Annotated in this window: 24 protein-coding genes and 5 tRNA genes; 10 read left to right on the forward strand and 19 right to left on the reverse strand. The window is 50.9% G+C overall.

The genetic code is table 11. From position 1 onward, the window contains the following. The first annotated feature begins 24 nt into the window (after nt 1–24). Nucleotides 25–777, forward strand: coding sequence for a 2,3-diphosphoglycerate-dependent phosphoglycerate mutase (gene gpmA / locus IB222_RS15910; RefSeq protein ID WP_003022999.1), 753 nt, complete (start codon nt 25–27; stop codon nt 775–777). Nucleotides 778–885: 108 nt separating this feature from the next. Here gpmA and aroG read toward each other — a convergent pair whose 3' ends face one another. Further along, a complete protein-coding gene (gene aroG, locus IB222_RS15915; protein ID WP_003831449.1) occupies nt 886–1,938 on the reverse strand; it encodes a 3-deoxy-7-phosphoheptulonate synthase AroG in 1,053 nt (350 codons plus the stop codon). 317 nt (nt 1,939–2,255) lie between these two features. Between aroG and IB222_RS15920 the strand changes: the two genes are divergently transcribed. Both IB222_RS15920 and zitB read left to right on the forward strand, forming a co-directional pair. Continuing rightward, nucleotides 2,256–2,630: a YbgS-like family protein gene (locus IB222_RS15920; protein ID WP_149384148.1), complete on the forward strand. Its 375-nt coding sequence runs from the start codon at nt 2,256–2,258 to the stop codon at nt 2,628–2,630. Between the two features lie 113 nt (nt 2,631–2,743). Further along, the gene (gene zitB, locus IB222_RS15925; protein ID WP_063940679.1) at nt 2,744–3,685 is read left to right on the forward strand and encodes a CDF family zinc transporter ZitB; all 942 of its coding nucleotides are present in this window, start codon (nt 2,744–2,746) and stop codon (nt 3,683–3,685) included. Here the strand turns inward: zitB and pnuC are convergent. The 18 genes from pnuC to cydA all read right to left on the reverse strand — a co-directional run bounded on the left by pnuC (nt 3,682) and on the right by cydA (nt 15,455). Then, a complete protein-coding gene (pnuC, locus tag IB222_RS15930; RefSeq protein ID WP_149384147.1) occupies nt 3,682–4,401 on the reverse strand; it encodes a nicotinamide riboside transporter PnuC in 720 nt (239 codons plus the stop codon). The genes zitB and pnuC overlap by 4 nt on opposite strands. A 26-nt stretch (nt 4,402–4,427) precedes the next feature. After that, nucleotides 4,428–5,471: a quinolinate synthase NadA gene (gene nadA / locus IB222_RS15935; RefSeq protein ID WP_149281364.1), complete on the reverse strand. Its 1,044-nt coding sequence runs from the start codon at nt 5,469–5,471 to the stop codon at nt 4,428–4,430. A 281-nt stretch (nt 5,472–5,752) separates the two neighbouring features. After that, a tRNA-Lys gene (locus tag IB222_RS15940) sits at nt 5,753–5,828 on the reverse strand. Between the two features lie 32 nt (nt 5,829–5,860). Continuing rightward, nucleotides 5,861–5,936 (reverse strand) — tRNA-Lys (locus IB222_RS15945). A gap of 45 nt (nt 5,937–5,981) precedes the next feature. Then, nucleotides 5,982–6,057 (reverse strand) — tRNA-Lys (locus IB222_RS15950). 3 nt (nt 6,058–6,060) lie between these two features. Then, a tRNA-Val gene (locus IB222_RS15955) sits at nt 6,061–6,136 on the reverse strand. Nucleotides 6,137–6,172: 36 nt separating this feature from the next. Next, nucleotides 6,173–6,248 (reverse strand) — tRNA-Lys (locus IB222_RS15960). Nucleotides 6,249–6,413: 165 nt separating this feature from the next. Next, nucleotides 6,414–7,205 carry a cell division protein CpoB gene (gene cpoB, locus IB222_RS15965; RefSeq protein WP_003831441.1) on the reverse strand — a complete coding sequence of 264 codons (792 nt, stop codon included), beginning with the start codon at nt 7,203–7,205 and terminating at the stop codon, nt 6,414–6,416. Between the two features lie 9 nt (nt 7,206–7,214). Further along, complete coding sequence (gene pal / locus IB222_RS15970) at nt 7,215–7,733, reverse strand: peptidoglycan-associated lipoprotein Pal (RefSeq protein WP_003022983.1); 519 nt, start codon at nt 7,731–7,733, stop codon at nt 7,215–7,217. A 34-nt stretch (nt 7,734–7,767) separates the two neighbouring features. After that, nucleotides 7,768–9,060: a Tol-Pal system beta propeller repeat protein TolB gene (gene tolB, locus IB222_RS15975; protein ID WP_003022981.1), complete on the reverse strand. Its 1,293-nt coding sequence runs from the start codon at nt 9,058–9,060 to the stop codon at nt 7,768–7,770. A gap of 131 nt (nt 9,061–9,191) precedes the next feature. Continuing rightward, nucleotides 9,192–10,445 (reverse strand): cell envelope integrity protein TolA, encoded by a 1,254-nt coding sequence (gene tolA, locus IB222_RS15980; protein WP_149384146.1) that lies wholly within the window; start codon nt 10,443–10,445, stop codon nt 9,192–9,194. A gap of 64 nt (nt 10,446–10,509) precedes the next feature. Further along, nucleotides 10,510–10,938 carry a colicin uptake protein TolR gene (gene tolR, locus IB222_RS15985; protein WP_003022978.1) on the reverse strand — a complete coding sequence of 143 codons (429 nt, stop codon included), beginning with the start codon at nt 10,936–10,938 and terminating at the stop codon, nt 10,510–10,512. Between the two features lie 3 nt (nt 10,939–10,941). Continuing rightward, nucleotides 10,942–11,634: a Tol-Pal system protein TolQ gene (tolQ, locus tag IB222_RS15990; protein WP_003022976.1), complete on the reverse strand. Its 693-nt coding sequence runs from the start codon at nt 11,632–11,634 to the stop codon at nt 10,942–10,944. Beyond that, entirely contained in the window at nt 11,631–12,035 is a 405-nt protein-coding gene (ybgC, locus tag IB222_RS15995; protein WP_003831439.1) for a tol-pal system-associated acyl-CoA thioesterase, read from the reverse strand. Before ybgC ends, tolQ begins: the two co-directional genes overlap by 4 nt. A gap of 275 nt (nt 12,036–12,310) precedes the next feature. After that, complete coding sequence (gene ybgE, locus IB222_RS16000) at nt 12,311–12,604, reverse strand: cyd operon protein YbgE (RefSeq protein ID WP_003831434.1); 294 nt, start codon at nt 12,602–12,604, stop codon at nt 12,311–12,313. Continuing rightward, nucleotides 12,604–12,717, reverse strand: a complete 114-nt coding sequence (gene cydX, locus IB222_RS16005) for a cytochrome bd-I oxidase subunit CydX (protein WP_003022970.1) — start codon at nt 12,715–12,717, stop codon at nt 12,604–12,606. The genes ybgE and cydX overlap by 1 nt, the downstream gene beginning before the upstream one ends. 14 nt (nt 12,718–12,731) lie before the next feature. Continuing rightward, the gene (cydB, locus tag IB222_RS16010) at nt 12,732–13,871 is read right to left on the reverse strand and encodes a cytochrome d ubiquinol oxidase subunit II (protein WP_149384145.1); all 1,140 of its coding nucleotides are present in this window, start codon (nt 13,869–13,871) and stop codon (nt 12,732–12,734) included. Nucleotides 13,872–13,886: 15 nt separating this feature from the next. After that, nucleotides 13,887–15,455, reverse strand: a complete 1,569-nt coding sequence (gene cydA / locus IB222_RS16015; RefSeq protein WP_003022965.1) for a cytochrome ubiquinol oxidase subunit I — start codon at nt 15,453–15,455, stop codon at nt 13,887–13,889. A 1,217-nt stretch (nt 15,456–16,672) separates the two neighbouring features. Here cydA and glmS point away from each other — a divergent pair. The 7 genes from glmS (at nt 16,673) to IB222_RS16050 (ending at nt 24,377) form a co-directional block, all read left to right on the forward strand. Then, on the forward strand, nt 16,673–17,122 hold the full coding sequence (glmS, locus tag IB222_RS16020) for a methylaspartate mutase subunit S (protein WP_003022963.1): 450 nt from the start codon (nt 16,673–16,675) through the stop codon (nt 17,120–17,122). Beyond that, entirely contained in the window at nt 17,122–18,510 is a 1,389-nt protein-coding gene (glmL, locus tag IB222_RS16025; RefSeq protein ID WP_003831429.1) for a methylaspartate mutase accessory protein GlmL, read from the forward strand. Before glmS ends, glmL begins: the two co-directional genes overlap by 1 nt. Nucleotides 18,511–18,528: 18 nt before the next feature. Next, nucleotides 18,529–19,974 carry a methylaspartate mutase subunit E gene (locus IB222_RS16030; RefSeq protein ID WP_003831428.1) on the forward strand — a complete coding sequence of 482 codons (1,446 nt, stop codon included), beginning with the start codon at nt 18,529–18,531 and terminating at the stop codon, nt 19,972–19,974. Continuing rightward, entirely contained in the window at nt 19,974–21,215 is a 1,242-nt protein-coding gene (locus IB222_RS16035; protein WP_003831427.1) for a methylaspartate ammonia-lyase, read from the forward strand. The genes IB222_RS16030 and IB222_RS16035 overlap by 1 nt, the downstream gene beginning before the upstream one ends. A 3-nt stretch (nt 21,216–21,218) precedes the next feature. Further along, a complete protein-coding gene (locus tag IB222_RS16040; protein ID WP_003831426.1) occupies nt 21,219–22,589 on the forward strand; it encodes an acyclic terpene utilization AtuA family protein in 1,371 nt (456 codons plus the stop codon). Beyond that, the gene (locus IB222_RS16045; protein WP_003831425.1) at nt 22,586–22,903 is read left to right on the forward strand and encodes a DUF4387 domain-containing protein; all 318 of its coding nucleotides are present in this window, start codon (nt 22,586–22,588) and stop codon (nt 22,901–22,903) included. The genes IB222_RS16040 and IB222_RS16045 overlap by 4 nt, the downstream gene beginning before the upstream one ends. A gap of 169 nt (nt 22,904–23,072) precedes the next feature. Next, nucleotides 23,073–24,377, forward strand: a complete 1,305-nt coding sequence (locus tag IB222_RS16050) for a dicarboxylate/amino acid:cation symporter (protein WP_003831424.1) — start codon at nt 23,073–23,075, stop codon at nt 24,375–24,377. Nucleotides 24,378–24,409 lie beyond the last annotated feature (32 nt).

A 24,409-nucleotide genomic window follows, 5' to 3' on the forward strand; every position in this document is an offset into this window, starting at 1 on the left:
AATATGATTTATAGGAGTGAGTGTATGGCTGTAACTAAGCTGGTTCTGGTACGTCACGGTGAAAGTCAGTGGAACAACGAAAACCGTTTTACCGGTTGGTATGACGTTGATCTGTCAGAGAAAGGCGTGGGCGAAGCAAAAGCGGCAGGTAAACTGCTGAAAGAAGAAGGCTACAGCTTCGATTTTGCTTATACCTCTGTGCTGAAACGTGCCATCCACACTCTGTGGAACGTACTGGACGAACTGGATCAGGCCTGGCTGCCGGTTGAAAAATCCTGGAAACTGAACGAACGTCATTACGGTGCGCTGCAGGGTCTGAACAAAGCTGAAACCGCTGAAAAATACGGTGACGAGCAGGTTAAACAATGGCGTCGCGGCTTTGCGGTAACACCACCGGAGCTGACCAAAGATGACGAGCGTTATCCAGGTCACGATCCGCGTTATGCGAAGTTGACCGACAAAGAGTTACCGGTTACCGAAAGCCTGGCGCTGACCATCGATCGCGTTATCCCCTACTGGAACGAAACCATTCTGCCGCGTATGAAAAGTGGTGAGCGCGTAATTATCGCCGCTCACGGTAACTCTCTGCGTGCGCTGGTTAAATACCTGGATAACATGGGCGAAGATGAGATCCTTGAACTGAACATCCCGACCGGCGTACCGCTGGTATATGAGTTCGACGAAAACTTCAAACCAATCAAACACTACTATCTGGGTAACGCTGACGAGATCGCAGCAAAAGCGGCAGCCGTTGCGAACCAGGGTAAAGCGAAGTAATTTTCATCCCGGGTCAAACGAAAAAAGCGTGGAATGCTCCACGCTTTTTTATTGCCGGATGACGGCGTTGCCTTATCCGGCCTACCGAGCGTAGCCCGGATGAATTTTTTAACCGCGGCGCGCTTTTACAGCATCCGCCAGCTGGCGCAACACCGCATCGGTATCTTCCCAGCCAATGCAGGCGTCAGTGATACTTTTACCGTAGGTCAGCGGCTCACCGCTATCCGGGTTCTGATTACCTTCTACCAGATGGCTTTCGATCATCACGCCAATAATTGCTTTTTCGCCCCCAGCAACTTGTCCGCAAACATCTTTCGCGACATCCATCTGCTTTTTGAACTGCTTGCTGGAGTTGGCATGGCTAAAGTCGATCATCACCTGCGCTGAAAGCCCTGCTTTGATCAGACCTTCTTTCACGTCGGCAACGTGCTGAGCGCTGTAGTTCGGCTCTTTGCCGCCGCGCAGAATAATATGGCAATCGCCATTACCACTGGTATTCACGATCGCCGAATGGCCCCATTTGGTCACAGACAGGAAGCAGTGCGGCGCTCCTGCGGCGTTAATCGCATCAATCGCTACTTTTATCGTGCCATCAGTACCGTTTTTAAAGCCAACCGGGCAGGACAGACCAGACGCCAATTCGCGGTGCACTTGAGATTCTGTGGTACGTGCCCCAATCGCGCCCCAGCTCATCAGGTCGGCGAGGTATTGCGGCGTAATCATATCGAGGAATTCACCCGCAGCAGGCAATCCGCTGTCATTGATATCCAGCAGCAGTTTACGCGCAATGCGCAACCCATCGTTGATCTGGAAGCTGTTGTCCATGTGCGGATCGTTGATAAGCCCTTTCCAGCCGACGGTAGTTCGCGGTTTTTCAAAATAGACGCGCATAACGATTTCAAGCTCGCCTTTTAACTCTTCACGCAGCGCCAGCAGGCGAGCGGCATACTCTTTGGCGGCTGCCGGATCATGAATAGAGCAAGGCCCAATCACTACCAGCAGGCGATCGTCACTCCCTTTCAGGATTTTATGAATCGCCTTACGGGCATGAGCCACCGTGTTTGCGGCATTTTCGGTAGCGGGGAATTTTTCCAACAATGCGACTGGCGGTAATAACTCGTTGATCTCTTTAATGCGTAAATCGTCGTTCTGATAATTCATGATTATTCCAGCGTTGCCATACTTATATAAATGAATGCAATCCCTCCAATCTATATCTTCAGTCATAAAGTGTAAACGGGGTTTTACACTTTGGACGGATTAATCCTGGAATTGGCCCAAAAAACGCAATAAAGTAGCGAAAAACTAGATTCAACCTACAATTTATAACTGTAACAGCTTTAATTTTCATAAATTTCAAGATTCTATGCTGGGTTTAATTTCTCTGGCAAAACTATTAACCACATATTGATGATGTAACTGGCACATGCACTGTTGGAAGACGTTATCCGACATATCGACCATAACAGGAGCATATTATGCATATGACAAAGCTGGCTTCACTCTTTCTTACCGCTACACTCAGCCTCGCCAGCGGCGCGGCGCTGGCAGCTGAAACCAATACGCAGTCCAATAACGGCCAGGCAAATTCCTCGGCGGATGCCGGTCAGGTCGCCCCAGACGCACGCGAAAACGTGGCACCAAATAATGTCGACAACAGTAACGTGAATTCGGGTGGCACAATGCTGCACCCGGACGGTTCATCAATGAACCATGAAGGGATGACCAAAGACGAGATGCACAAAAACACCATGTGTAAGGACGGTCGCTGCCCTGATGTGAATAAGAAGGTTGAGACCGGAAACGGCATTAACAATGATGCTGAGACAAAAACTGATGGCACTACGCAGTAACGCTGAAAATAAAGCTAATAATGGGAGAGCAATAGCTCTCCTTTTTAATTTTATCATCCCAAAAACGGTATGATGGCATACAGTAAAGATGAGAATAACAAAGGGATGGCATAATGGCGCACTCGCATACTCATACTTCTTCTGAGCAACCCAAGGACAATAATGCCCGCCGCTTGATGTTTGCATTCTGCATTACAGCCGGATTTATGTTGGTTGAAGTGGTGGGTGGATTACTTTCAGGTTCACTGGCCTTGTTGGCCGATGCCGGGCATATGCTCACTGATGCCGCAGCGCTCCTTTTTGCGCTGCTGGCCGTCCGGTTTTCCCAGCGCCCGCCCACAATACGACACACCTTCGGCTGGCTGAGGCTCACGACACTGGCCGCGTTTGTTAATGCCATCGCATTGGTCGTGATCACCATTTTAATCGTCTGGGAAGCCATTGAGCGTTTCCATACGCCCCGCCCCGTGGCTGGCGGCATGATGATGGTTATAGCTGTCGCGGGTTTACTGGCCAACGTGCTGGCTTTTTGGGTTCTACACCGCGGCAGTGAGGAGAAAAACCTGAACGTCCGCGCCGCGGCACTGCATGTGATGGGCGATTTACTCGGCTCGGTCGGGGCGATCATCGCTGCGCTGATTATTATCTGGACGGGCTGGACGCCTGCGGACCCGATTCTCTCGATTCTGGTTTCCGTGCTGGTACTGCGTAGCGCCTGGCGACTGTTAAAGGATAGCGTTAATGAATTACTGGAAGGCGCCCCGCTGACGCTGGATATCGCCGCACTGCAGCGCCATCTCAGCCGGGATATCCCTGAAGTCCGCAATGTACACCATGTCCATGTCTGGATGGTGGGTGAAAAACCGGTAATGACGCTGCATGTGCAGGTGGTTCCGCCGCACGATCACGACGCGCTGCTGGAGCGTATTCAGCACTTCCTTATCCATCACTACCAGATTGAACACGCCACGATCCAGATGGAGTATCAGCCGTGTAATGGGCCGGACTGCCACCTGTATCAGGGGGTATCCGGCCATTCACACCATCACCATTAATGGGACAGCGCGTGGGACCCCCGCTCACGCGCGCTGTTAATCCACATCCTGCTACCGTTCAGGGCGATAACAGTCAGGATCACATACTCCAGCGACATGGCATATACGCCTTGCAGGGCGAAAATCACTACGCTTATTACGTTAATGATCACCCACAGCAGCCAGTTTTCAACGTACTTACGCGTCATCAGGATCATCGCCGCAATCGACAACACCATCATGCAGGAGTCCCAGAATGGGAATGCATCGGGTTGCAACTCAGGCACAACAACCTGTAATCCCAATGCCTGCATAATGTTCACCGCAATGCGGGTCAGGAACGCAAAGACCGGATCGATATAGACCGACATCAGGCCGATCGCCACCACGCAAGCCGCCAGCCAGCCGATCGCTTTTGGTAACGGCAGCCAGCGAATTTTCAGTTCCGCTTCATGCTGGTTGGTTTGCCTGGACCAGGCATACCAGCCGTAGATGTTGGCGGCAAAAAAGAAAACTTGCAGCAACAGGCTTGCATAGAGCTGGATCTGAAAGAAGATAATCGCAAACAGCGTGACGTTTATCAGGCCGAAGAAGTAATTGCTGATTTTCTCAAGGCTCGCCAGGCCAATACACAGCAACCCGGCGATCGTCCCCACAGCTTCGATCCAAGACAGATCGTAACCGCCAGCGCCAATCGGAATTTGTACCAGAATGTTCTGCGTGCTAAAAAAGTCCATCTTTTCCCCCAGAGCAAAAATATTAATTAAGCTCGAAGTGTAGCCGCAAATTCCAACATGCGGTTTAACGGCAACAACGCCCCTTCTCGCAGCCCAGCATCAACATGTATCTCATGAGCCGCTCCGCCTTGTTCCAGGCCCTCAGCAATCGCCTTGAGGCCGTTCATCGCCATCCACGGACAATGCGCACAGCTGCGACAGGTTGCCCCCTCACCAGCCGTCGGCGCTTCGAGTAACTCTTTATCCGGAACAGCCTGCTGCATTTTGTAAAAAATGCCCCGGTCAGTAGCCACAATCAGCTGTTGATGCGGTAACGATTTAGCTGCGTTGATTAACTGGCTGGTTGAGCCAACCGCATCGGCCATATCAACGATAGACTGGGGGGACTCCGGGTGCACCAACACCGCAGCATCAGGGTAAAGCCCCTTCATGCGTGTTAAAGCCTGAGTTTTAAATTCGTCGTGGACGATACAGGCCCCCTGCCAACAAAGAACGTCTGCACCGGTCTGTTTTTGTACGTAGTTGCCCAGATGTCTGTCCGGAGCCCAGATGATTTTTTCACCTAAACTATCAAGATGCTCAATAAGTTCTACCGCGATACTGGATGTGACGACCCAGTCCGCACGTGCTTTAACGGCGGCTGAGGTATTGGCGTAAACCACCACGGTACGATCCGGATGCGCATCGCAAAACGCGCTGAACGCATCAATCGGACAGCCCAGATCTAATGAGCATTCCGCCTGTAGGGTCGGCATCAGGATGGTCTTTTCCGGGCTGAGGATTTTGGCGGTTTCCCCCATAAACCTCACGCCTGCAACCAACAGCGTAGAGGCAGAATGTTTTGAGCCGAAACGCGCCATCTCCAGAGAATCAGAAATACAACCACCGGTCTCTTCGGCCAACTGCTGAATTTCAGGATCGGTGTAATAGTGCGCGACCATAACGGCATCACGCTCTTTCAGCAGGCGCTTGATTTTTTCACGATAAAATTGCTTTTCATCCACACTCAGCGGGGCTGGCTTCGGCGGAAACGGATAAATTGCTGCTTCTGGATCAAACATCACGCTCATCTTGCTTTCTCGTTTTACTGGCTTAACGAAATAACCGATTAAAAGCGTGACGCACGCCGTATTCGGTTAGATTTGTTTTATATGCTAAACAAGATAGCGGATTGGCGTAAGAAAGTCACAATAATTGCGTGTGATGAATACCGGAAGGCGACTGACGTCTTATCCGGCCTACGTGAATAGTGTCGTCTGTAGGACTGATAAGCGAAGCGCATCAGGCAAGCAGGTTCGAATCTTATAAATCGCAGATAGCAAAAAGGCGCCTTTAGGGCGCCTTTTTACACTGGTGGGGCGTGCAGGATTCGAACCTGCGACCAATTGATTAAAAGTCAACTGCTCTACCAACTGAGCTAACGCCCCCTTATGGGGTTTACTTCTTTATACTTTCAGGATGGTGGGTCGTGCAGGATTCGAACCTGCGACCAATTGATTAAAAGTCAACTGCTCTACCAACTGAGCTAACGACCCGCTCGGGTATAACCTGAAAATTTTTACTCGGCACCACCAATAAATTGGTGGGGCGTGCAGGATTCGAACCTGCGACCAATTGATTAAAAGTCAACTGCTCTACCAACTGAGCTAACGCCCCGAGTGGTGGGTGATGACGGGATCGAACCGCCGACCCCCTCCTTGTAAGGGAGGTGCTCTCCCAGCTGAGCTAATCACCCGATACTGCGCTGGATACTACTTACTAACTAAGTTAGTGGTGGGTCGTGCAGGATTCGAACCTGCGACCAATTGATTAAAAGTCAACTGCTCTACCAACTGAGCTAACGACCCACTTTTTTTGCCGCTTTCGGGCTGTTTGATATCCCTTGGCAACGGCGGCATATATTACTGATTTCAGATTTTAGCGCAACAAAAATTTCGATGTAAATAACTCAACTGCTTAGGAATCACACGACGCGACCAGAATTAACACGATTTCTGGTCGCATGGTGTTCATTACATCGCGCCAAGGCGTTTTTGCGCTTGTTTCGCGCCATCAGTGCCAGGGTATTTAGTGATAACCTGCTGATAAACGGCTTTCGCTTTCTCTTTATCACCTTTGTCCTGCATGATGACACCGACTTTATACATCGCGTCTGCAGCCTTTGGTGATTTAGGGAAGTTTTTGACTACAGAAGCAAAATAGAACGCTGCATCATCTTTTTTCCCCTTGTTGTAATTCAACTGACCCAGCCAGTAATTCGCATTTGGCAGGTAAGTTGAGTCTGGGTACTTTTTAATGAAGTTCTGAAATGCTTCAATCGCGTCATCCTGGCGGGATTTATCCTGCACCAGAGCAATGGCCGCATTGTAATCGGTATTCGCATCGCCAGTTTGTACCGGAGCACCTGACGCTGCCGCTGCACCCGCATCAGGTGCAGGGGTTGCTGCTGCCCCACTCTGATCGCCGCCCGCTGATTGCGCCGCAGGTGCACTACCGCTGCCAAGATTATTCATCTGCAGCAATATCTGCTTCTGGCGTTCAACAACCTGATTCAGTTGATACTGATTTTCCTGAATTTGACCGCGCAGGGAATCAATATCGGACTGATTATCGGAGAGTTGTTGCTGGAGTTGGGTTAAAAGCTGACTGTGAGCGTTAGAAATACGCTCGAGTTGAGTGACACGGTCTTCGACCGAGCCAGAGCCGACACTACTGATTGGCGCCTGTGCAAAAGCGGCCCAGGGGGCCGCTATGCCAACCAGTAACGACAGACTCAACAGATGATGTCTGAAGTTACTGCTCATGCAATTCTCTTAGTAAACCAGTACGGCGCGACGGTTTTTGGCGTAAGCCGCTTCGTCATGACCCAGTACTGCAGGTTTTTCTTTACCGTAAGAAACGATGGAGATCTGGTCAGCAGAAACGCCTTTACCCTGCAGGTACATCTTAACGGCGTTCGCACGACGCTCACCCAGGGAGATGTTGTACTCAGGAGTACCACGTTCGTCCGCATGACCTTCTACGGTGACTTTGTAAGACGGGTTGCTACGCAGGAAGTTAGCGTGAGCATCCAGCATTGCAGCGAAGTCAGAACGGATATCGTACTTGTCCAGATCGAAGTAAACGATGTTGTTCTGCTGCAGCTGTTGCATCTGAAGACGCGCTTGCTCTTCAGAAGACATGTTGCCGCTGCCGTTTGCATCCATACCAGTGCCGGCACCCAGCATGCCTTCGCTGCCGTCATTGCTGGCGTTCTTGTTAGAAGAACACGCTGCAATAGCCATAACAGGCAGAGCAATCATCAGCCCTTTCAGCACTTTGTTCAGTTGCATTTCAATGATTCCTTTATTAATCAATTATTTATTATCACAGATACGGCGACCAGGCAGGGAATTTAACCTGTCCATCAGTTGCCGGAAGACGCGCTTTGAAACGCCCATCTGTAGAAACCAAATTCAGCACGGATCCCATCCCCTGAGAAGAGCTGTAGATTACCATAGTGCCGTTAGGTGCCAGACTTGGCGTTTCGTCCAGGAACGTTGACGACAGAACTTGTACGCCACCCGCTACCAGATCTTGTTTGGCAATGTGCTGCTGACCGTTGGCCGAGCTTACCATTACCATAAATTTACCGTCGCTGCTCACATCCGCATCCTGGTTTTGCGAACCTTCCCAGGTAATGCGCTGCGGAGCACCGCCGTTGACGTTAACTTTATAAACCTGCGGACGACCGGCCTGGTCAGACGTAAAGGCCAGGTTTTGGCTGTCCGGGAACCAGGTAGGTTCCGTGTTGTTGCTACGACCATCCGTCACCTGACGGATCTGACCGGAACCAATGTCCATGACATACAGGTTCAGGCTACCGGTTTTAGACAGGGCAAACGCCAGTTTGCTGCCATCCGGAGAAAACGCAGGCGCACCGTTGTGACGTGGGAACGAGGCTACCTGACGAACCGCGCCGTTAGACAGTGTCTGAATAACCAGCGCAGAACGACCGCTTTCGAAGGTAACGTACGCCAGTTTTGAACCGTCCGGTGACCACGCCGGAGACATCAGCGGCTGCGGAGAACGGTGTACCACGAACTGGTTGTAACCATCGTAGTCGGACACACGTAATTCGTACGGGAACTGACCACCGTTGGTCTGAACAACATAAGCGATACGGGTACGGAATGCACCTTTAATGCCGGTCAGTTTTTCAAACACTTCGTCACTTGCAGTATGGCCCGCGTAACGCAGCCACTGCTTGTTCACTTTATAGGTGTTCTGTGCCAGTACGGTACCCGGTGCGCCACCGGTGTCAACCAGCTGATAGGCAACGCTGTAAGAACCATCCGGGTTCGGCGTAACCTGGCCGACGACTACGGCATCAATGCCCAGCGCAGACCAAGCGGCAGGTTGAACTTCCTGCGCGGTACCGGGCTGCTGAGGCAGACGAGAACGGTCTAACGGGTTAAATTTACCGCTGTTACGCAGGTCAGCACCTACGATACCACCGATATCTTCAGGTGCAGCACCCGGTCCTGCCCACTGGAAGGGGACAACACCAATCGGGCGCGCCGAGTCCACCCCCTGGGTGATCTCGATACGTACTTCTGCGTGCAGCACCGCTGCCCACAGCATCAGAAAACCAAATGCTACTCGTAATGCCTGCTTCATCATATCTCCCTTATCTGGACGGAAAGCCCACGATAATTTAGCAGAATGTTAACAAACTCAAATACACAAAACTACCAGAACTCTGTCTCAACCTTAGACCGTTTTCTTCCGAAAATTCGGGAAAACCCAGCTTACGGTTTAAAGTCCAGAGGTGCGTTTTTAAATACTTCGTATACCGCCTGGCTTGGTGGTTTTGGAATCTTCGCCTGTCGGGCTGCGGCAAGCGCAGCCTGACAAAGTGCGGGATCTCCACCTTCAGACTGAATATCCAGCAACATACCATCAGAAGCCAGTTTTATCCGCAGCGTACAGGTTTTGCCTGCATAGGACGATGCGTCGTAGAACTTACTTTCAATAGCAGATTTAATCTGCCCTGCATAATTACTGATGTCCGCGCCTGATGCGCCATTATTTTTAGTATTACCACTCCCTGCCGGGGAAGCATTGTTTCCTTTCGCTCCACCGCCCGATTTCGGTGCATTCTTACCGGAGCTCAGGTCGCCCAACAAGTCGTCAACGCCAGAGGCTGCAGCGGCTTTTTCGGCCGCAGCCTTTTTAGCAGCAGCTGCTTTATCTGCCGCAGCTTTCTTATCGGCAGCGGCTTTCTCAGCTGCAGCTTTTTTGTCTGCTGCTGCTTTTTCTGCAGCGGCTTTCTTATCAGCCGCCGCTTTTTCAGCAGCGGCAGCTTTCGCGGCAGCGGCTTTTTCTGCTTTCTCAGCAGCAGCTTTCTCGGCTGCAGCTTGCTTAGCGGCTTCAGCTTGTGCTTTCTTCGCAGCGTCCGCAGCTGCCTTAGCAGCTTGTGCTTCTGCAGCTTTCTTCGCATCAGCGGCGGCTTTAGCGGCTTCAGCCTCAGCTTTTTTCTGTGCGTCCGCAGCGGCTTTCTTCGCGGCATCTGCCGCTTGCTTAGCCTGAGCATCAGCTTTAGCCTTCGCGTCTGCAGCAGCCTTCGCCGCAGCCTCTTCAGCCTGTTTCTGTTGCTCTTGCGCTTTCGCTGCGGCGGCTTCAGCTTGCTTCTGCTGTTCCGCCTGTTCGCGCACTTTTTCCTGCGCGGCTAAACGTTCTTTTTCCATCTGCTTCAGTCGCTCTTGCTCAGCTGCCTGCTTCTCGCGAAGTTCTTCAGCTTGCTGCTGCGCCTGCTTTTCACGCTGCTCTTCAGCACGTTTCGCACTTGCCTGCTGTTGCTGCTGCCTGTCGTACTGTTGCACAACGGCGCCAGGATCGACCATAACGGCGTCGATGGACGAACCGCCACCGCCGCCGGCTGAAGCATCAATGTGCTCATCGAACGAACTCCAGATCAGCGCTGCAAATAAAATGACATGCAGCACCGCTGAAATAATTATCGCCCTTTTGAGCTTGTCGTTTTGTTCGGTTGCCTTTGACACTCTCGGTTCCCAAAAAACTGTTCGCCTGTTACGTGCTATCTTTCAAGCCAGCAAAACGCAGTCATCAGATTGGCTGCGTCATCAAGCCAACCGATTTTACGCCTGCACTGTGTAACAAGTTCAGCGCTTTAATTATTTCATCATAAGGCACGTCTTTCGCACCACCGATTAAAAAGACCGTTTTCGGATTGGTCTGCAGGCGGCTTTTCGCTTCCGCGATAACCTGCTCCGGCGGCAGTTGATCCATACGATCTTTCTCAACCACCACGCTGTATTGCCCAATACCGGAAACTTCAATAATGACCGGGGGTTCGTCGTTACTGCTGACGGCTTGCGACTCGGTCGCATCCGGCAGGTCGACTTCCACACTCTGCGTAATGATCGGTGCGGTTGCCATAAAGATCAGCAACAGCACCAGCAGTACGTCGAGCAGCGGTACAATATTGATTTCGGACTTGAGTTCGCGACGACCTCGTCCACGCGTTCTGGCCATGGCTTACCCCTTGTTGCTCTCGCTAACGGTAAACGCCTGGCGGTGCAGAATCGCGGTGAACTCTTCCATAAAGTTGTCGTAATTCAGTTCCAGTTTGTTCACGCGCTGGTTCAGACGGTTGTAGGCCATAACCGCCGGGATTGCCGCAAACAGACCGATAGCCGTTGCAATCAACGCTTCTGCGATACCCGGTGCGACCATTTGCAGCGTCGCCTGTTTTACCGCGCCCAGCGCGATAAATGCGTGCATGATCCCCCAAACGGTACCGAACAGACCGATATACGGGCTGATGGAGCCAACTGTGCCGAGGAATGGAATATGCGTTTCCAGCGTTTCCAGTTCACGGTTCATCGAGATACGCATCGCACGGGAAGCCCCCTCTACGACCGCTTCCGGCGCGTGGCTATTTGCCCGATGCAAACGCGCAAATTCTTTGAATCCGCTATAGAAAATTTGTTCCGAGCCCGCCAAATTATCACGACGCCCCTGGCTTTCCTGGTACAGGCGCGACAATTCAATGCCGGACCAGAACTTGTCTTCAAATGCTTCGGCTTCACGCGAAGCAGCATTAAGAATACGGGTCCGTTGGATGATGATGGCCCAGGATGCGATTGAGAAACCAATCAAAATCAACATGATAAGTTTAACCAGAAGGCTTGCCTTCAGGAACAAATCAAGGATATTCATGTCAGTCACTGCTTAAACTCCGCGACAATAGACTTGGGAAGCGCACGAGGCTTCATTTTGAGTGGATCAACGCAAACAATTAGAACTTCGGCTTCATTCAGCACGGTGTTCTCTGCGTTGACAATGCGTTGCGTGAAAACCAATGAGGTGCCACGCATTGACGTAATTTCGGTTTGAACTTCGAGCATATCGTCGAGCCGGGCAGGCGCAAAATACTCGAGGGTCATCTTGCGCACCACAAAGGCTACACGTTCGGCCAACAGGACCTGCTGACTGAAGTGATGATGACGAAGCATTTCTGTGCGTGCTCTTTCATAAAAAGCGACGTAACTGGCGTGGTAAACCACCCCACCGGCATCGGTATCTTCATAATAGACACGAACCGGCCATCGAAACATATACTTATTCATTCCTACTGCCTCTTTGTTGGCTTCGCCCACTCACACCAGTTACTTACCTTTGTAAGCGTCTGGTGATTCGCGTTCTTGCCGCCGCGATGCATCAAGAATGTCGTTGTATATCGCGCTGTCTTCACTGTACATCCCGGTAATGCAACAAAAGGTTAGTGCTTTCAAACTTCGCTACTATACGCGCGGGAATGGTGCTTTGGAATGGGGGAAAGTAAACGGAGAGTAAAAAATTATGGGCTTATGCAAGCCCATAAATATTTAAGGATGTTTCTTATTCAAAAGAAGAAGAAAATCAGACCAACAACGAGGACAATATCCGCGATCAGCGGGCAGAAGATGCCCTGCCAATGTACGGCGCGAGGACGGAAGCCAACGCCGTGAATAATGCCTGCGCAGACCGCCCACATCAGCAGGAAACCATGCCAGATTTCAAGCTCACTGGTTTTGGCCGCAAAACGTGACGGATCCCAGAATATGCAGCCAGCCAACACGATTGCCAGCACAAATGAAAGCGCCCGCAAGGGGCGCTTGTCCATCGCGTTGTATACCATCGCGATAATGTTGGTCATTAGCTATCTTCTTGCCCGGCTTTGCCTGATTCAACGTGCTCAAGCGCCAGCGCTGTGATTATCCCAAATGCACAGGCAAGAAGCGTTCCCAAAATCCATGCGAAATACCACATTTTAAGCTCCTTACTTAGTACAGAGAGTGGGTGTTGCTTTCAATATCTTCTTTAGTGATGCGACCGAACATCTTCCAGTAACACCAGCTGGTGTACAGAAGAATGATCGGTACAAACACCGCCGCGACCCAGGTCATCAGATTCAATGTACGCTGGCTGGAGGTGGCATCCCACATGGTCAAACTTGCGTTCATCATGGTGCTGGATGGCATCACAAACGGGAACATTGCGATACCGGCAGTCAGGATGATGCAGGCTAACGTCAGTGAGGAGAAGACGAACGCCCATGCCCCTTTCTCCATACGAGAAGTCAGGATGGTCAACAGCGGCAGAACCACGCCCAGTGCAGGAACCAACCACAGGATAGGTGCATTGTTAAAGTTCACCATCCATGCGCCAGCCACACGAGCAACTTCTTTGGTCAGCGGGTTAGAGGCGGCATGATGATCCAGTGCAGAGGTCACAACATAACCGTCAATACCGTAAATCACCCACACACCGGCCAGCGCGAAGCAGACCAGAGTCACCAGCGCCGCAACCTGTGAAGTTGCACGAGCACGCAAATGCAGTTCACCTACCGTACGCATCTGCAGATAGGTCGCACCCTGGGTGATGATCATCCCAACGCTCACGAGACCCGCCAGCAGACCAAACGGATTCAGCAACTGGAAGAAGTTACCGGTGTAGTACAAACGCATGTAGTCATCTACGTGGAACGGAACCCCTTGCAGCAGGTTGCCGAACGCCACGCCAATCACCAGCGGTGGCACGAAGCTACCAATGAAGATGCCCCAATCCCACATGTTGCGCCAGCGCATATCTTCAATCTTAGAGCGGTAGTCAAAACCGACCGGACGGAAGAACAAGGACGCCAGAACCAGAATCATCGCCACATAGAAACCGGAGAACGCAGCTGCATAGACCATCGGCCAGGCAGCGAACAGTGCGCCACCCGCGGTGATGAGCCAAACCTGGTTACCGTCCCAGTGCGGGGCGATGGAGTTAATCATAATTCGACGCTCGGTATCATTACGACCGAGGAAACGGGTGAGCATGCCCACCCCCATGTCGAAGCCATCAGTGACCGCAAAACCAATCAGCAGAATGCCAACCAGCAGCCACCAGATAAAACGCAATACTTCATAATCGATCATTTGACGACTCCTGTCTTAGCGTGCCGGCTGAGAAGTCACAGTGGACTGCTCGTAGTGATAACGACCGGTTTTCAGGCTACTCGGCCCAAGGCGTGCGAACTTGAACATCAGATACAGTTCAGCCACCAGGAACAGGGTATACAGGCCGCAAATCAATAGCATCGAGAAGATGAGGTCGCCAGCAGTCAGCGAAGAGTTCGCTACGGCTGTTGGTAACACTTCACCAATCGCCCACGGTTGACGACCGTACTCTGCAACAAACCAACCGGATTCAATAGCAATCCACGGCAGAGGAATCGCATACAGCGCGGTGCGCAGCAGCCATTTTTTCTCACCGATACGGTTACGAAGCACGGTCCAGAAGGACACCGCAATGATTGCCAGCATCAGAATGCCGCATGCCACCATGATACGGAAAGCGAAGTACAGCGGCGCAACGCGAGGAATAGAATCTTTCGTTGCCTGCTGAATTTGCGCTTCGGTCGCGTCGGTGACGTTATCCGTATAGCGTTTCAACAGCAGACCATAACCCAGGTCTTTCTTCATGCTGTTGAACTGGTCGCGAACGGCCTGGTCGGTAGTACCAGCACGCAGTTCTTCCAGCAACTGATACGCTTTCATCCCGTTACGGATACGCTCTTCGTGCTGCACCATCAGGTCTTTCAGACCAATGACCGGTGTATCAACAGAGCGGGTGGCAATGATGCCCAGCGCATAAGGAATCTGAATCGCAAAATGGTTTTCCTGCGCATCCTGGTCCGGAATACCGAACAGCGTAAAGGAAGCTGGAGCAGGCTGAGTTTCCCATTCTGCTTCAATCGCAGCGAGTTTGGTTTTCTGCACGTCACCCATTTCGTAACCAGATTCATCACCCAGAACGATAACAGACAGAATAGCAGCCATACCAAAGCTGGCAGCGATAGCAAAAGAACGTTTAGCAAACGCGAAGTCACGACCGCGCAGCATATAGTAGGAGCTGATACCCAGAACGAACATCGCGCCACATACATAACCAGATGCCACAGTGTGAACAAATTTCACCTGTGCTACCGGGTTGAGCACCAGTTCAGAGAAGCTCAGCATCTCCATACGCATGGTTTCGAAGTTGAAATCCGCTGCGATTGGGTTCTGCATCCAGCCGTTCGCAACCAGAATCCACAACGCAGACAGGTTAGAACCCAGAGCCACCAGCCAGGTGACACACATATGCTGGACTTTACCCAAACGGTCCCAGCCGAAGAAGAACAGACCTACAAAGGTGGATTCGAGGAAGAAGGCCATCAAACCTTCGATCGCCAGCGGCGCACCGAAAATATCCCCTACATAGTGGGAGTAGTAAGACCAGTTAGTCCCGAACTGGAACTCCATGGTCAGACCGGTAGCCACACCCAGAGCGAAGTTGATACCAAACAACTTGCCCCAGAACTTGGTCATATCTTTATAAATCTGTTTGCCGGAAAGGACGTAGACCGTTTCCATAATGGCCAACAAGAACGCCATACCGAGCGTCAGTGGCACAAACAGGAAGTGGTACATCGCGGTCAAGGCAAACTGTAAGCGCGACAGTTCGACTATATCTAACATCATGACTCCTTGCTCATCGCATGAAGACTCCGAGAGTGAACCCCGTTAGAAAGGGTCACACGCATGCCCCAATACAAATTTATCTGCTTCCTTCCGCCGCTACCCTTCCCTCTCATTTGAAGAAAGGATAATGATGAAAAGTTACAAACATGTTAATAAAACACTCAAATTGATCCCGCAATTATATTACGCCGTAAAATCCTTACAATAAACAGGTTTTTATCGAGACAAATTTGCATTTTTCGATAGTGATCAATTTATAGCTAATTTACCACTTTCAGACCAATTTGATCTGAAGCAATTTAACCTCTTTTGATGCTGTTTTCCAAGTTTTAAACATTGATTTAAATCAATTTTCAAATTTAATGTTAATAGTGTTTAGCACTCACGCTACTAGTAAACGCCATGTTAACAACATGTTTTTCAATGAGTAATTGCCGTTACTACAAATGATAGGATATTTATTTAAATGTACACGATCTTTTAACCAGCCCGGCTGACTAAATTGATAGCAGATAAAGAATCACTAATGCTGGGTAGCTCACAGTTTTTTGTTTAGCAAGTCATGGATTTGTTATTTCATACAAATTATTCATTTAAATTTTACTTATAATTAACACCGAGATGTAACTATCTCAACTGGAAGCGAAAACGTTCCACAATGACCGATGCATTGCGTTTGTCGTTCTGCGAGAGAATGCTGACGTTTCGCTTAAATCATCACTGAAAGTTATCATTAACACCCCCTCTTCTCTTATGTGGCAAAGATTAAATATGCCACAAACATTTCCTTATCATTTTTATCCTAAATTTAACAAAAATGAATTATGACATATAAGATTAAAAAATAAAAAACCGTTATGTCGTTCACAAGTTAATTAGTAATTGGGATTTTTGAAATTATTTAAAACACGTCATAAATGGCGCGCATAACAAAATAAGATTTCGATCACAAACATGGCAAGTCATTTATTACCCAATTCTCTAATAAATTAAAAGCAGTTAAAAAAACACATCGCATCACATTGATTACAAAAGAATTTTACACCAAATAAATATAACAATCATTTTTCTCAGGATATTTTGAAAATAGATCAATTGCTTCCTTTTTCGCTTCCACAGAAACTCCAACCCTATTAAGAGGTTGTCACAATCCATGTTCTAAATATTAGAAAATAATTTCACTTATTGACCATCAGCCCTACAGAGGATTACCCATGAAGAAATCTACACTTGTTATTGGCGTCATCGGTGCTGACTGCCATGCAGTAGGTAATAAAGTTCTGGATCGCGTTTTTACTGCTCATGATTTTCACGTAATCAACCTCGGGGTGATGGTGAGCCAGGATGAATATATTGATGCTGCGATTGAAACAGGCGCCGATGCCATCGTGGTGTCCTCTATCTACGGTCATGGCGACATTGACTGCCTCGGGTTACGTGAGCGCTGCATCGAACGCGGCCTTGGCGACATTCTGCTGTACGTCGGCGGCAACCTGGTCGTCGGTAAACATGACTTCGCCGACGTGGAAGTGAAGTTTAAAGAGATGGGCTTTAACCGGGTCTTCGCCCCCAGCCACGATCTGGAAGATGTTTGCGCGCTTATCACTAATGATATTCACCAACACAATGGCCTCGAACAGCGTTGCCTGGAAGAGGCCATCTGATGCAAACAGTTTCTGTCGATATCGGCTCGACATGGACCAAGGCAGCCCTCTTCGCACATGAAGGCGAGGAATTAACCCTGGTAAACCATGTCCTGACCCCAACCACCACACATCATCTGGCAGACGGTTTTTTTGCCAGCCTGAATCAGGTGCTGAATGTTGCCGATGCTCGCCCGTTACTGAAAAGTGGTGAAGTGCAGTTGAAATACTCCTCCTCAGCGAAAGGTGGGCTCGCCGTTGCAGCAATGGGGCTGGTGCCTTCCATTACGCTGGAGTCGGCAAAAGTTACCGCCCATTCGGCAGGAGCGAAAATCGCGCAATATTATTCGTACAAGCTGAACCGTCATGACATCCAGGAGCTGGAATCATCACCACCAGACATTCTGTTGTTTACCGGCGGGACAGACGGTGGCGAAGAAAGTTACGGCCTGGCGAATGCACACGCGCTGGCAGGCTCAAAGCTTGATTGCGCCATTATCTACGCCGGAAACCGGGACATTCAGGACGAAATACAAACGATTCTGGGACATAAGGATCTGACCACGGTAGACAACATTCTGCCGGACCTCGATCACCCGAATCCGTTTGCCGCGCGCCAGGCGATTTGCGATGTGTTCTTGTCACGCATCGTCAAAGGCAAAGGTCTGGACGTTATCGTCGGCGAAACAGGCGAAGAGCCTATGCCGACGCCATGGACGGTATATGAGTTAGTCAAAGCCATTAGCGATTACGACAGCGCATGGAAGGAATTCATGCTGATTGATATGGGCGGAGCCACCACGGATGTCTATTCGGCCAGCGCGAATACCCTCTCCCCCGATACCGTCCTGCATGGTGTTCCTGAACCGTTCGTCAAACGTACCGTTGAAGGCGACCTTGGCATGCGCGTTTCCGCCGTTGTGGTGGGAGAAAGCACGCAGGATATGGTGAAAGTCATCTTCGCCCAGCAGCCACAGCGCGAGGAAGCGTTTTACCGCTATCTACGCCACTTGGTTGGGCAACCGGATTACCTGCCACTCAGCGAGGAAGAGAAATATTTCGACACCCTGCTGGCAGGTTTATGCGTGGGCTATGCCGCTGAGCGCCACGCGGGCACTAAAAAGCAGGTTTGCACCTGCGTGGGTAATGTGGATTTACAGATGGGTCGCGATCTCACCACCGTACGCAAAGTCGTCGGTTCAGGGGGATGGCTCTCTCGCGCCAGCCAGTTCGATATCCATAACTGGCTCAAATACAGGGAGCTGGACGACCAGGGCAAAAGAATTCTGTTACCGAATCAGTTTGAGTATTACCGCGATTCAAATGGCCTGCTCCCGCTACTGGCAAACGTCGCCAGGCTGTACCCGCAAGCCGCTGCTCGCACCAGCATTCAGTGTTTAACCCTATAAAACTTAAGGCAGCTACGAATGGAACTTCGAAATAAAAAATTGACCCATGACGAATTCATGACCGAAAGGCATCAGGTGTTACAAACCTGGGAAACCGGTAAAGACGTTGAGAACTTCGAAGATGGCGTGAAGTACCAGCAATCAATTCCAGAGAAAAAGCGTTTCTCCCTCGCCCTGCTGAAGGCCGATCAGGAGGGTAAAACTCTGAGCCAGCCGCGCGCAGGTGTGGCATTAATGGATGAGCATATTGCGCTGCTCAAAACATTGCAGGAAGAGTGCGACCTCCTGCCAAGTACTATCGATGCCTATACCCGTCTGAACCGCTATGAAGAAGCCGCTGTCGGGATCCAAAAATCCATCGAAGCAGGTACTTCCAAGCTGAATGGTTTACCGGTCGTCAATCACGGGGTTGCTGCCTGCCGTCGTATGACTGAATCGCTGGATAAACCGATCCAGGTTCGCCACGGTACACCGGATGCGCGTCTGCTGGCAGAAATCGCCATGGCCAGTGGCTTTACCAGCTACGAAGGCGGCGGTATCTCCTACAACATCCCTTACGCCAAACGCGTCACCCTGGAAAAATCTATCCGCGACTGGCAGTACTGCGACCGTCTGATGGGTCTGTACGAAGAGAACGGCATTCGCATCAACCGTGAGCCGTTTGGTCCGCTGACCGGCACGCTGATCCCGCCGTTCATGTCCCACTCAGTCGCGATTATCGAAGGTCTGCTGGCGCTGGAGCAGGGCGTGAAGTCTATTACCGTCGGTTACGGCCAGGTCGGTAGCCTGACACAGGATATCGCTGCTATTCAGGCACTGCGTGAACTGTCCCACGAATACTTCCATAACCATGGCTTCGACGATTACGAGCTGAGCACCGTTTTCCACCAGTGGATGGGCGGATTCCCGGAAGATGAAGCAAAAGCCTTCTCCGTTATCGCCTGGGGTGCAGCGGTTGCCGGTATGTCTGGTGCCACAAAAGTCATTACCAAAAGTCCGCACGAAGCATTCGGTATCCCAACCGCGGCAGCTAACGCCCAGGGTCTGAAAGCGTCACGCCAGATGCTCAACATGGTCAGCGATCAGAAATTCCCGCAGTGCGCTGCCGTGGAGCAGGAAGTTGACCTGATTAAGAGCGAAGTCCGCGCGGTATTGAAGAAAGTCTTCGAACTGGGCAATGGCGACATTGCGCGCGGTACGGTGCTGGCCTTTGAAGCTGGCGTGCTGGATGTGCCTTTCGCTCCTGCCGCCTGTAACGCCGGTAAGATCCTGCCTGTTCGCGATAACACAGGCGCAATCCGTATTCTTGAAGCCGGTGCAGTGCCGCTGCCGAAAGATATTCTCGCCCTGCACCACGACTACGTTGCAGAGCGCGCACATTTCGAAGGTCGCAAGCCTTCTTTCCAGATGGTCATTGATGACATCAACGCCGTATCCCACAGTAAATTAATAGGAAGACCATAATGAAAATTAAACAGGCCCTTTTCACAGCTGGCTACTCCTCATTTTATTTTGACGATCAGCAGGCCATCAAAAACGGTGCCGGTCATGACGGGTTTATCTATACCGGCGATCCGGTAACGCCTGGATTTACGTCTGTTCGTCAGGCGGGTGAATGTGTTTCCGTACAGCTGATTCTGGAAAACGGCGCGGTAGCTGTGGGCGATTGCGCAGCGGTGCAATATTCAGGTGCAGGCGGTCGTGACCCACTGTTCCTGGCTGAAAACTTCATTCCGTTCCTCAACGACCACATCAAGCCGTTACTGGAAGGTCGTGACGTTGATTCGTTCCTGCCGAACGCGCGTTTCTTTGACCAACTGCGTATTGACGGTCATCTGCTGCATACCGCCGTCCGCTATGGTTTGTCTCAGGCGCTGCTCGACGCTGCGGCGCTGGCTACCGGTCGTCTGAAAACTGAAGTGGTTTGCGATGAATGGCAACTGCCGTGCGTCCCGGAAGCCATTCCATTATTTGGTCAGAGCGGTGACGACCGTTATATCGCCGTTGATAAGATGATCCTCAAAGGTGTGGACGTCCTGCCGCATGCGCTGATCAACAACGTGGAAGAGAAGCTGGGCTTTAAAGGCGAAAAACTGCGTGAGTATGTACGTTGGTTATCCGACCGCATCTTAAGCCTGCGCACCAGCGAACGTTATCACCCGACGCTGCACATTGATGTGTACGGCACGATCGGTCTGATCTTCGATATGGATCCAGTGCGTTGCGCCGAATACATCGCCAGCCTGGAAGCCGAAGCCCAGGGTCTGCCGCTGTATATCGAAGGTCCGGTTGATGCCGGTAACAAGCCGGATCAGATCCGCATGTTGACCGCCATCACCAAAGAGCTGACTCGTCTGGGTTCCGGCGTGAAAATCGTTGCGGATGAATGGTGTAACACCTATCAGGATATCGTGGACTTTACCGATGCAGGCAGCTGCCACATGGTACAGATCAAGACTCCGGATCTGGGCGGTATTCACAACATCGTTGATGCGGTGCTGTATTGCAACAAACACGCGATGGAAGCCTATCAGGGCGGTACCTGTAACGAAACCGAGATCAGTGCCCGCACCTGCGTACACGTGGCACTTGCCGCGCGTCCAATGCGCATGCTGGTTAAACCGGGTATGGGTTTCGATGAAGGTCTCAACATCGTGTTTAACGAAATGAACCGCACCATCGCGTTGTTGCAAACTAAGGATTAAGAGATGGCACGCACATTTAAGATCTTATCGCCTACGGCTATCCTGGGTTATGGCTTCCCGGAAGAAAGTTTTCGTAAAGCCATGGAAGAGTCACCGGATCTTATTGCTGTTGACGCAGGTTCCTCCGATCCTGGCCCCCACTACCTGGGGGCAGGTAAACCCTTTACTGACAGGGCCGGTGTGAAACGCGATCTGCGCTATATGATTGTGGCAGGCGTTAAGAACAACATCCCGGTAGTAATCGGCACAGCTGGTGGTTCTGGCGCAGCTCCGCATCTGGAGTGGTGTCGCCAGATAATCCATGAGATCGCGCAGGAAGAAAAACTGTCTTTCTCAATGGCGCTAATTCCGTCTGATGTCGACAAAGAAATCGTTCATCAGGCGCTGGATAACGGCAAAATCACTGCGCTCGATTTTGTGCCGGAACTGACTCACGAGGCCATTGAAGAGAGCACCTACATTGTCGCACAAATGGGCATCGAGCCTTTCCAGCGTGCGCTGAAAGCCGGTGCGCAGGTGGTCCTGGGCGGACGTGCCTACGATCCGGCCTGCTTCGCCGCGCTGCCGATTATGCAGGGCTTTGATGAAGGTCTGGCGCTTCATTGCGGTAAGATCCTTGAGTGTGCAGCCATTGCCGCCACCCCTGGTTCCGGCTCAGATTGTGCGATGGGAATCATTGACGATAACGGCTTTACGCTGAAGGCGTTCAATCCCAAGCGTAAGTTCACCGAGACTTCCGCAGCAGCACACACCCTGTACGAAAAGTCAGATCCGTACTTCCTGCCAGGGCCAGGCGGTGTGCTGAACCTGAAGGCATGCACTTTCACCCAGGTTAACGAGGGTGAAGTGTATGTCAGCGGTTCACGCCATGAAGAAACACCGTATGCGTTGAAACTGGAAGGTGCACGCCAGGTTGGCTTCCGTTGCCTGACCATCGCCGGAACACGTGACCCGATTATGATTGCCGGGATTGACACGATTCTTGAAGAGGTACAGGCAAGCGTGGCACGTAACCTCTCGCTGAATGACGACAGTATTCGCATGACGTTCCACCTGTACGGTAAGAACGGTGTGATGGGCAACCATGAGCCGATGAAAACTGCGGGCCATGAACTGGGAATTTTACTGGATGTCGTTGCGCCAACGCAGGATATCGCCAACAGCGTTTGCTCGCTTGTGCGCTCTACCCTGCTGCACTACGGCTATGAAAATCGCATTGCGACTGCGGGCAACCTCGCCTTCCCGTTCTCGCCATCTGATATTCAAAGTGGACCGGTGTATGAGTTCTCGATCTATCACCTGATTGAAGCGAGCGATGCGCTGCGTTTTGATTTCCACATTGAACAGGTGACGCCAGAAGGAGTTCAGGCATGAAACACTCAATTTGTTCACTGGCGCAAGTAATTCGTTCCAAAAACGCCGGACCGTACGAACTAGTTTTAGATATTTTATTTAAAACAAGGGAAGACTATCAGCGGGTAAAAGCCTGCGAGCAATTAACGCCGCAGCTTATTGCCGGTTTATATAATGTTGAGCCTGAGTTTATTCACAATATCGTCTGGTTCGATCCAGCGAATGCCGTAAAAATCGTCATGCCACGGGATATTATTTCCGGCAATGTCGGTGACAATGATGTTTATGGTGCGCAGCAACACGCTCCATTATTAAGTATTGAGTTTGACTTGTAACAAAAAAACACAATAACAACCATTGGAGCACAGAATTCAGCTGTATCACAGTGCTTCGAATTATTCATGCGGTTGGTCACAACAGGCGTGCGTCTGAGCTGCTGTCCAGGTTCAGGCGCACGCCACCCTACACAATTCCAATTACCAGCCTTTATCCGATGGAGTACACATGAAGAAAATTAGTTTAACGAAGATGATCATATTAGGCCTGATACTCGGCATGATTGCCGGGGTGGCCATAAATAATATGGCCGCGGCTGAAACAGCAAAATCTTATGCAGCAGATATTTCCATTTTCACCACTATATTCTTACGTATGGTGAAAATGATTATCGCTCCATTGGTTATTTCAACTCTGGTTGTGGGTATTGCCAAAATGGGCGATGCCAAAACGCTGGGACGTATATTTTCGAAAACCTTCTTCCTGTTTATTTGCGCCTCTCTGGTGTCAATTGCACTGGGTCTGGTTATCGTTAATATCTTCCAGCCAGGCGCAGGTATCAACTTTGTGCCACATGACGTCGGAGCCGTTGCCGCCGTTAAGTCAGAGCCATTCACGCTGAAAGTATTCATCTCACACGCGGTACCGACCAGTATTGTCGATGCGATGGCGCGTAACGAAATTCTGCAGATCGTCGTGTTCTCAATCTTCCTCGGTTGCAGCCTCGCTGCGATTGGTGAAAAAGCCGATCCTATCGTGAAAGTGCTGGATTCACTGGTGCACGTCATGCTGAAGCTGACGGGTTACGTCATGCTGTTTGCACCACTGACCGTTTTTGCCGCTATTTCAGGTCTGATTGCCGAACGTGGTCTGGGTGTGATGGTTAGCGCCGGGATCTTCATGGGTGAGTTCTACCTGACATTGGGTATGCTGTGGGCAATCCTGATTGGCCTGTCTACTATGATCGTCGGGCCTTGCATCGCACGGTTAACTAAATCAATCCTCGAACCCGCTCTGCTGGCCTTTACCACTTCAAGCTCTGAAGCCGCCTTCCCGGGTACGCTGGACAAGCTGGAAAAATTCGGTGTTTCTTCAAAAATCGCCAGCTTCGTTCTGCCTATCGGTTATTCCTTTAACCTGGTCGGTTCCATGGCTTATTGCTCATTTGCCACCGTCTTTATTGCCCAGGCGTGCAACATCGAACTGAGCATGGGCGAGCAAATCACCATGCTGTTGATCCTGATGCTGACCTCAAAAGGAATGGCAGGCGTACCGCGCGCATCAATGGTGGTTATCGCTGCAACCCTGAACCAGTTCAACATTCCAGAAGCTGGCCTGATTCTGCTGATGGGTGTCGATCCGTTCCTCGATATGGGTCGTTCCGCCACCAACGTTATGAGTAACGCAATGGGTGCTGCCATCGTGGGCCGTTGGGAAGGCGAACACTACGGCCAGGGTTGCCGTGGAACTGCGCCGGTGAAGACCCCGGAACAAGAACGTCCGGTTACCGAAACGGAAGTCGCTTTGTCCTAACAGTAGAAGAACGACTAATCGTAGGCCGGATA

Source organism: Citrobacter sp. C13, assembly GCF_014596815.2.
Taxonomy (GTDB): domain Bacteria; phylum Pseudomonadota; class Gammaproteobacteria; order Enterobacterales; family Enterobacteriaceae; genus Citrobacter; species Citrobacter portucalensis.

Excerpts from the sequence above, each read along its gene's own strand:
- gpmA (WP_003022999.1), top strand. The coding sequence starts at position 25 with ATGGCTGTAACTAAGCTGGTTCTGGTACGTCACGGTGAAAGTCAGTGG.
- glmL (WP_003831429.1), top strand. The coding sequence starts at position 17,122 with ATGCAAACAGTTTCTGTCGATATCGGCTCGACATGGACCAAGGCAGCC.
- cydA (WP_003022965.1), bottom strand. The coding sequence starts at position 15,455 with ATGTTAGATATAGTCGAACTGTCGCGCTTACAGTTTGCCTTGACCGCG.
- tolR (WP_003022978.1), bottom strand. The coding sequence starts at position 10,938 with ATGGCCAGAACGCGTGGACGAGGTCGTCGCGAACTCAAGTCCGAAATC.
- aroG (WP_003831449.1), bottom strand. The coding sequence starts at position 1,938 with ATGAATTATCAGAACGACGATTTACGCATTAAAGAGATCAACGAGTTA.
- IB222_RS16045 (WP_003831425.1), top strand. The coding sequence starts at position 22,586 with ATGAAACACTCAATTTGTTCACTGGCGCAAGTAATTCGTTCCAAAAAC.
- cydB (WP_149384145.1), bottom strand. The coding sequence starts at position 13,871 with ATGATCGATTATGAAGTATTGCGTTTTATCTGGTGGCTGCTGGTTGGC.
- IB222_RS16050 (WP_003831424.1), top strand. The coding sequence starts at position 23,073 with ATGAAGAAAATTAGTTTAACGAAGATGATCATATTAGGCCTGATACTC.
- zitB (WP_063940679.1), top strand. The coding sequence starts at position 2,744 with ATGGCGCACTCGCATACTCATACTTCTTCTGAGCAACCCAAGGACAAT.
- cpoB (WP_003831441.1), bottom strand. The coding sequence starts at position 7,205 with ATGAGCAGTAACTTCAGACATCATCTGTTGAGTCTGTCGTTACTGGTT.
- nadA (WP_149281364.1), bottom strand. The coding sequence starts at position 5,471 with ATGAGCGTGATGTTTGATCCAGAAGCAGCAATTTATCCGTTTCCGCCG.
- ybgE (WP_003831434.1), bottom strand. The coding sequence starts at position 12,604 with ATGACCAACATTATCGCGATGGTATACAACGCGATGGACAAGCGCCCC.
- IB222_RS15920 (WP_149384148.1), top strand. The coding sequence starts at position 2,256 with ATGCATATGACAAAGCTGGCTTCACTCTTTCTTACCGCTACACTCAGC.
- tolB (WP_003022981.1), bottom strand. The coding sequence starts at position 9,060 with ATGAAGCAGGCATTACGAGTAGCATTTGGTTTTCTGATGCTGTGGGCA.
- glmS (WP_003022963.1), top strand. The coding sequence starts at position 16,673 with ATGAAGAAATCTACACTTGTTATTGGCGTCATCGGTGCTGACTGCCAT.
- ybgC (WP_003831439.1), bottom strand. The coding sequence starts at position 12,035 with ATGAATAAGTATATGTTTCGATGGCCGGTTCGTGTCTATTATGAAGAT.
- IB222_RS16030 (WP_003831428.1), top strand. The coding sequence starts at position 18,529 with ATGGAACTTCGAAATAAAAAATTGACCCATGACGAATTCATGACCGAA.
- pal (WP_003022983.1), bottom strand. The coding sequence starts at position 7,733 with ATGCAACTGAACAAAGTGCTGAAAGGGCTGATGATTGCTCTGCCTGTT.
- IB222_RS16040 (WP_003831426.1), top strand. The coding sequence starts at position 21,219 with ATGGCACGCACATTTAAGATCTTATCGCCTACGGCTATCCTGGGTTAT.
- pnuC (WP_149384147.1), bottom strand. The coding sequence starts at position 4,401 with ATGGACTTTTTTAGCACGCAGAACATTCTGGTACAAATTCCGATTGGC.
- IB222_RS16035 (WP_003831427.1), top strand. The coding sequence starts at position 19,974 with ATGAAAATTAAACAGGCCCTTTTCACAGCTGGCTACTCCTCATTTTAT.
- cydX (WP_003022970.1), bottom strand. The coding sequence starts at position 12,717 with ATGTGGTATTTCGCATGGATTTTGGGAACGCTTCTTGCCTGTGCATTT.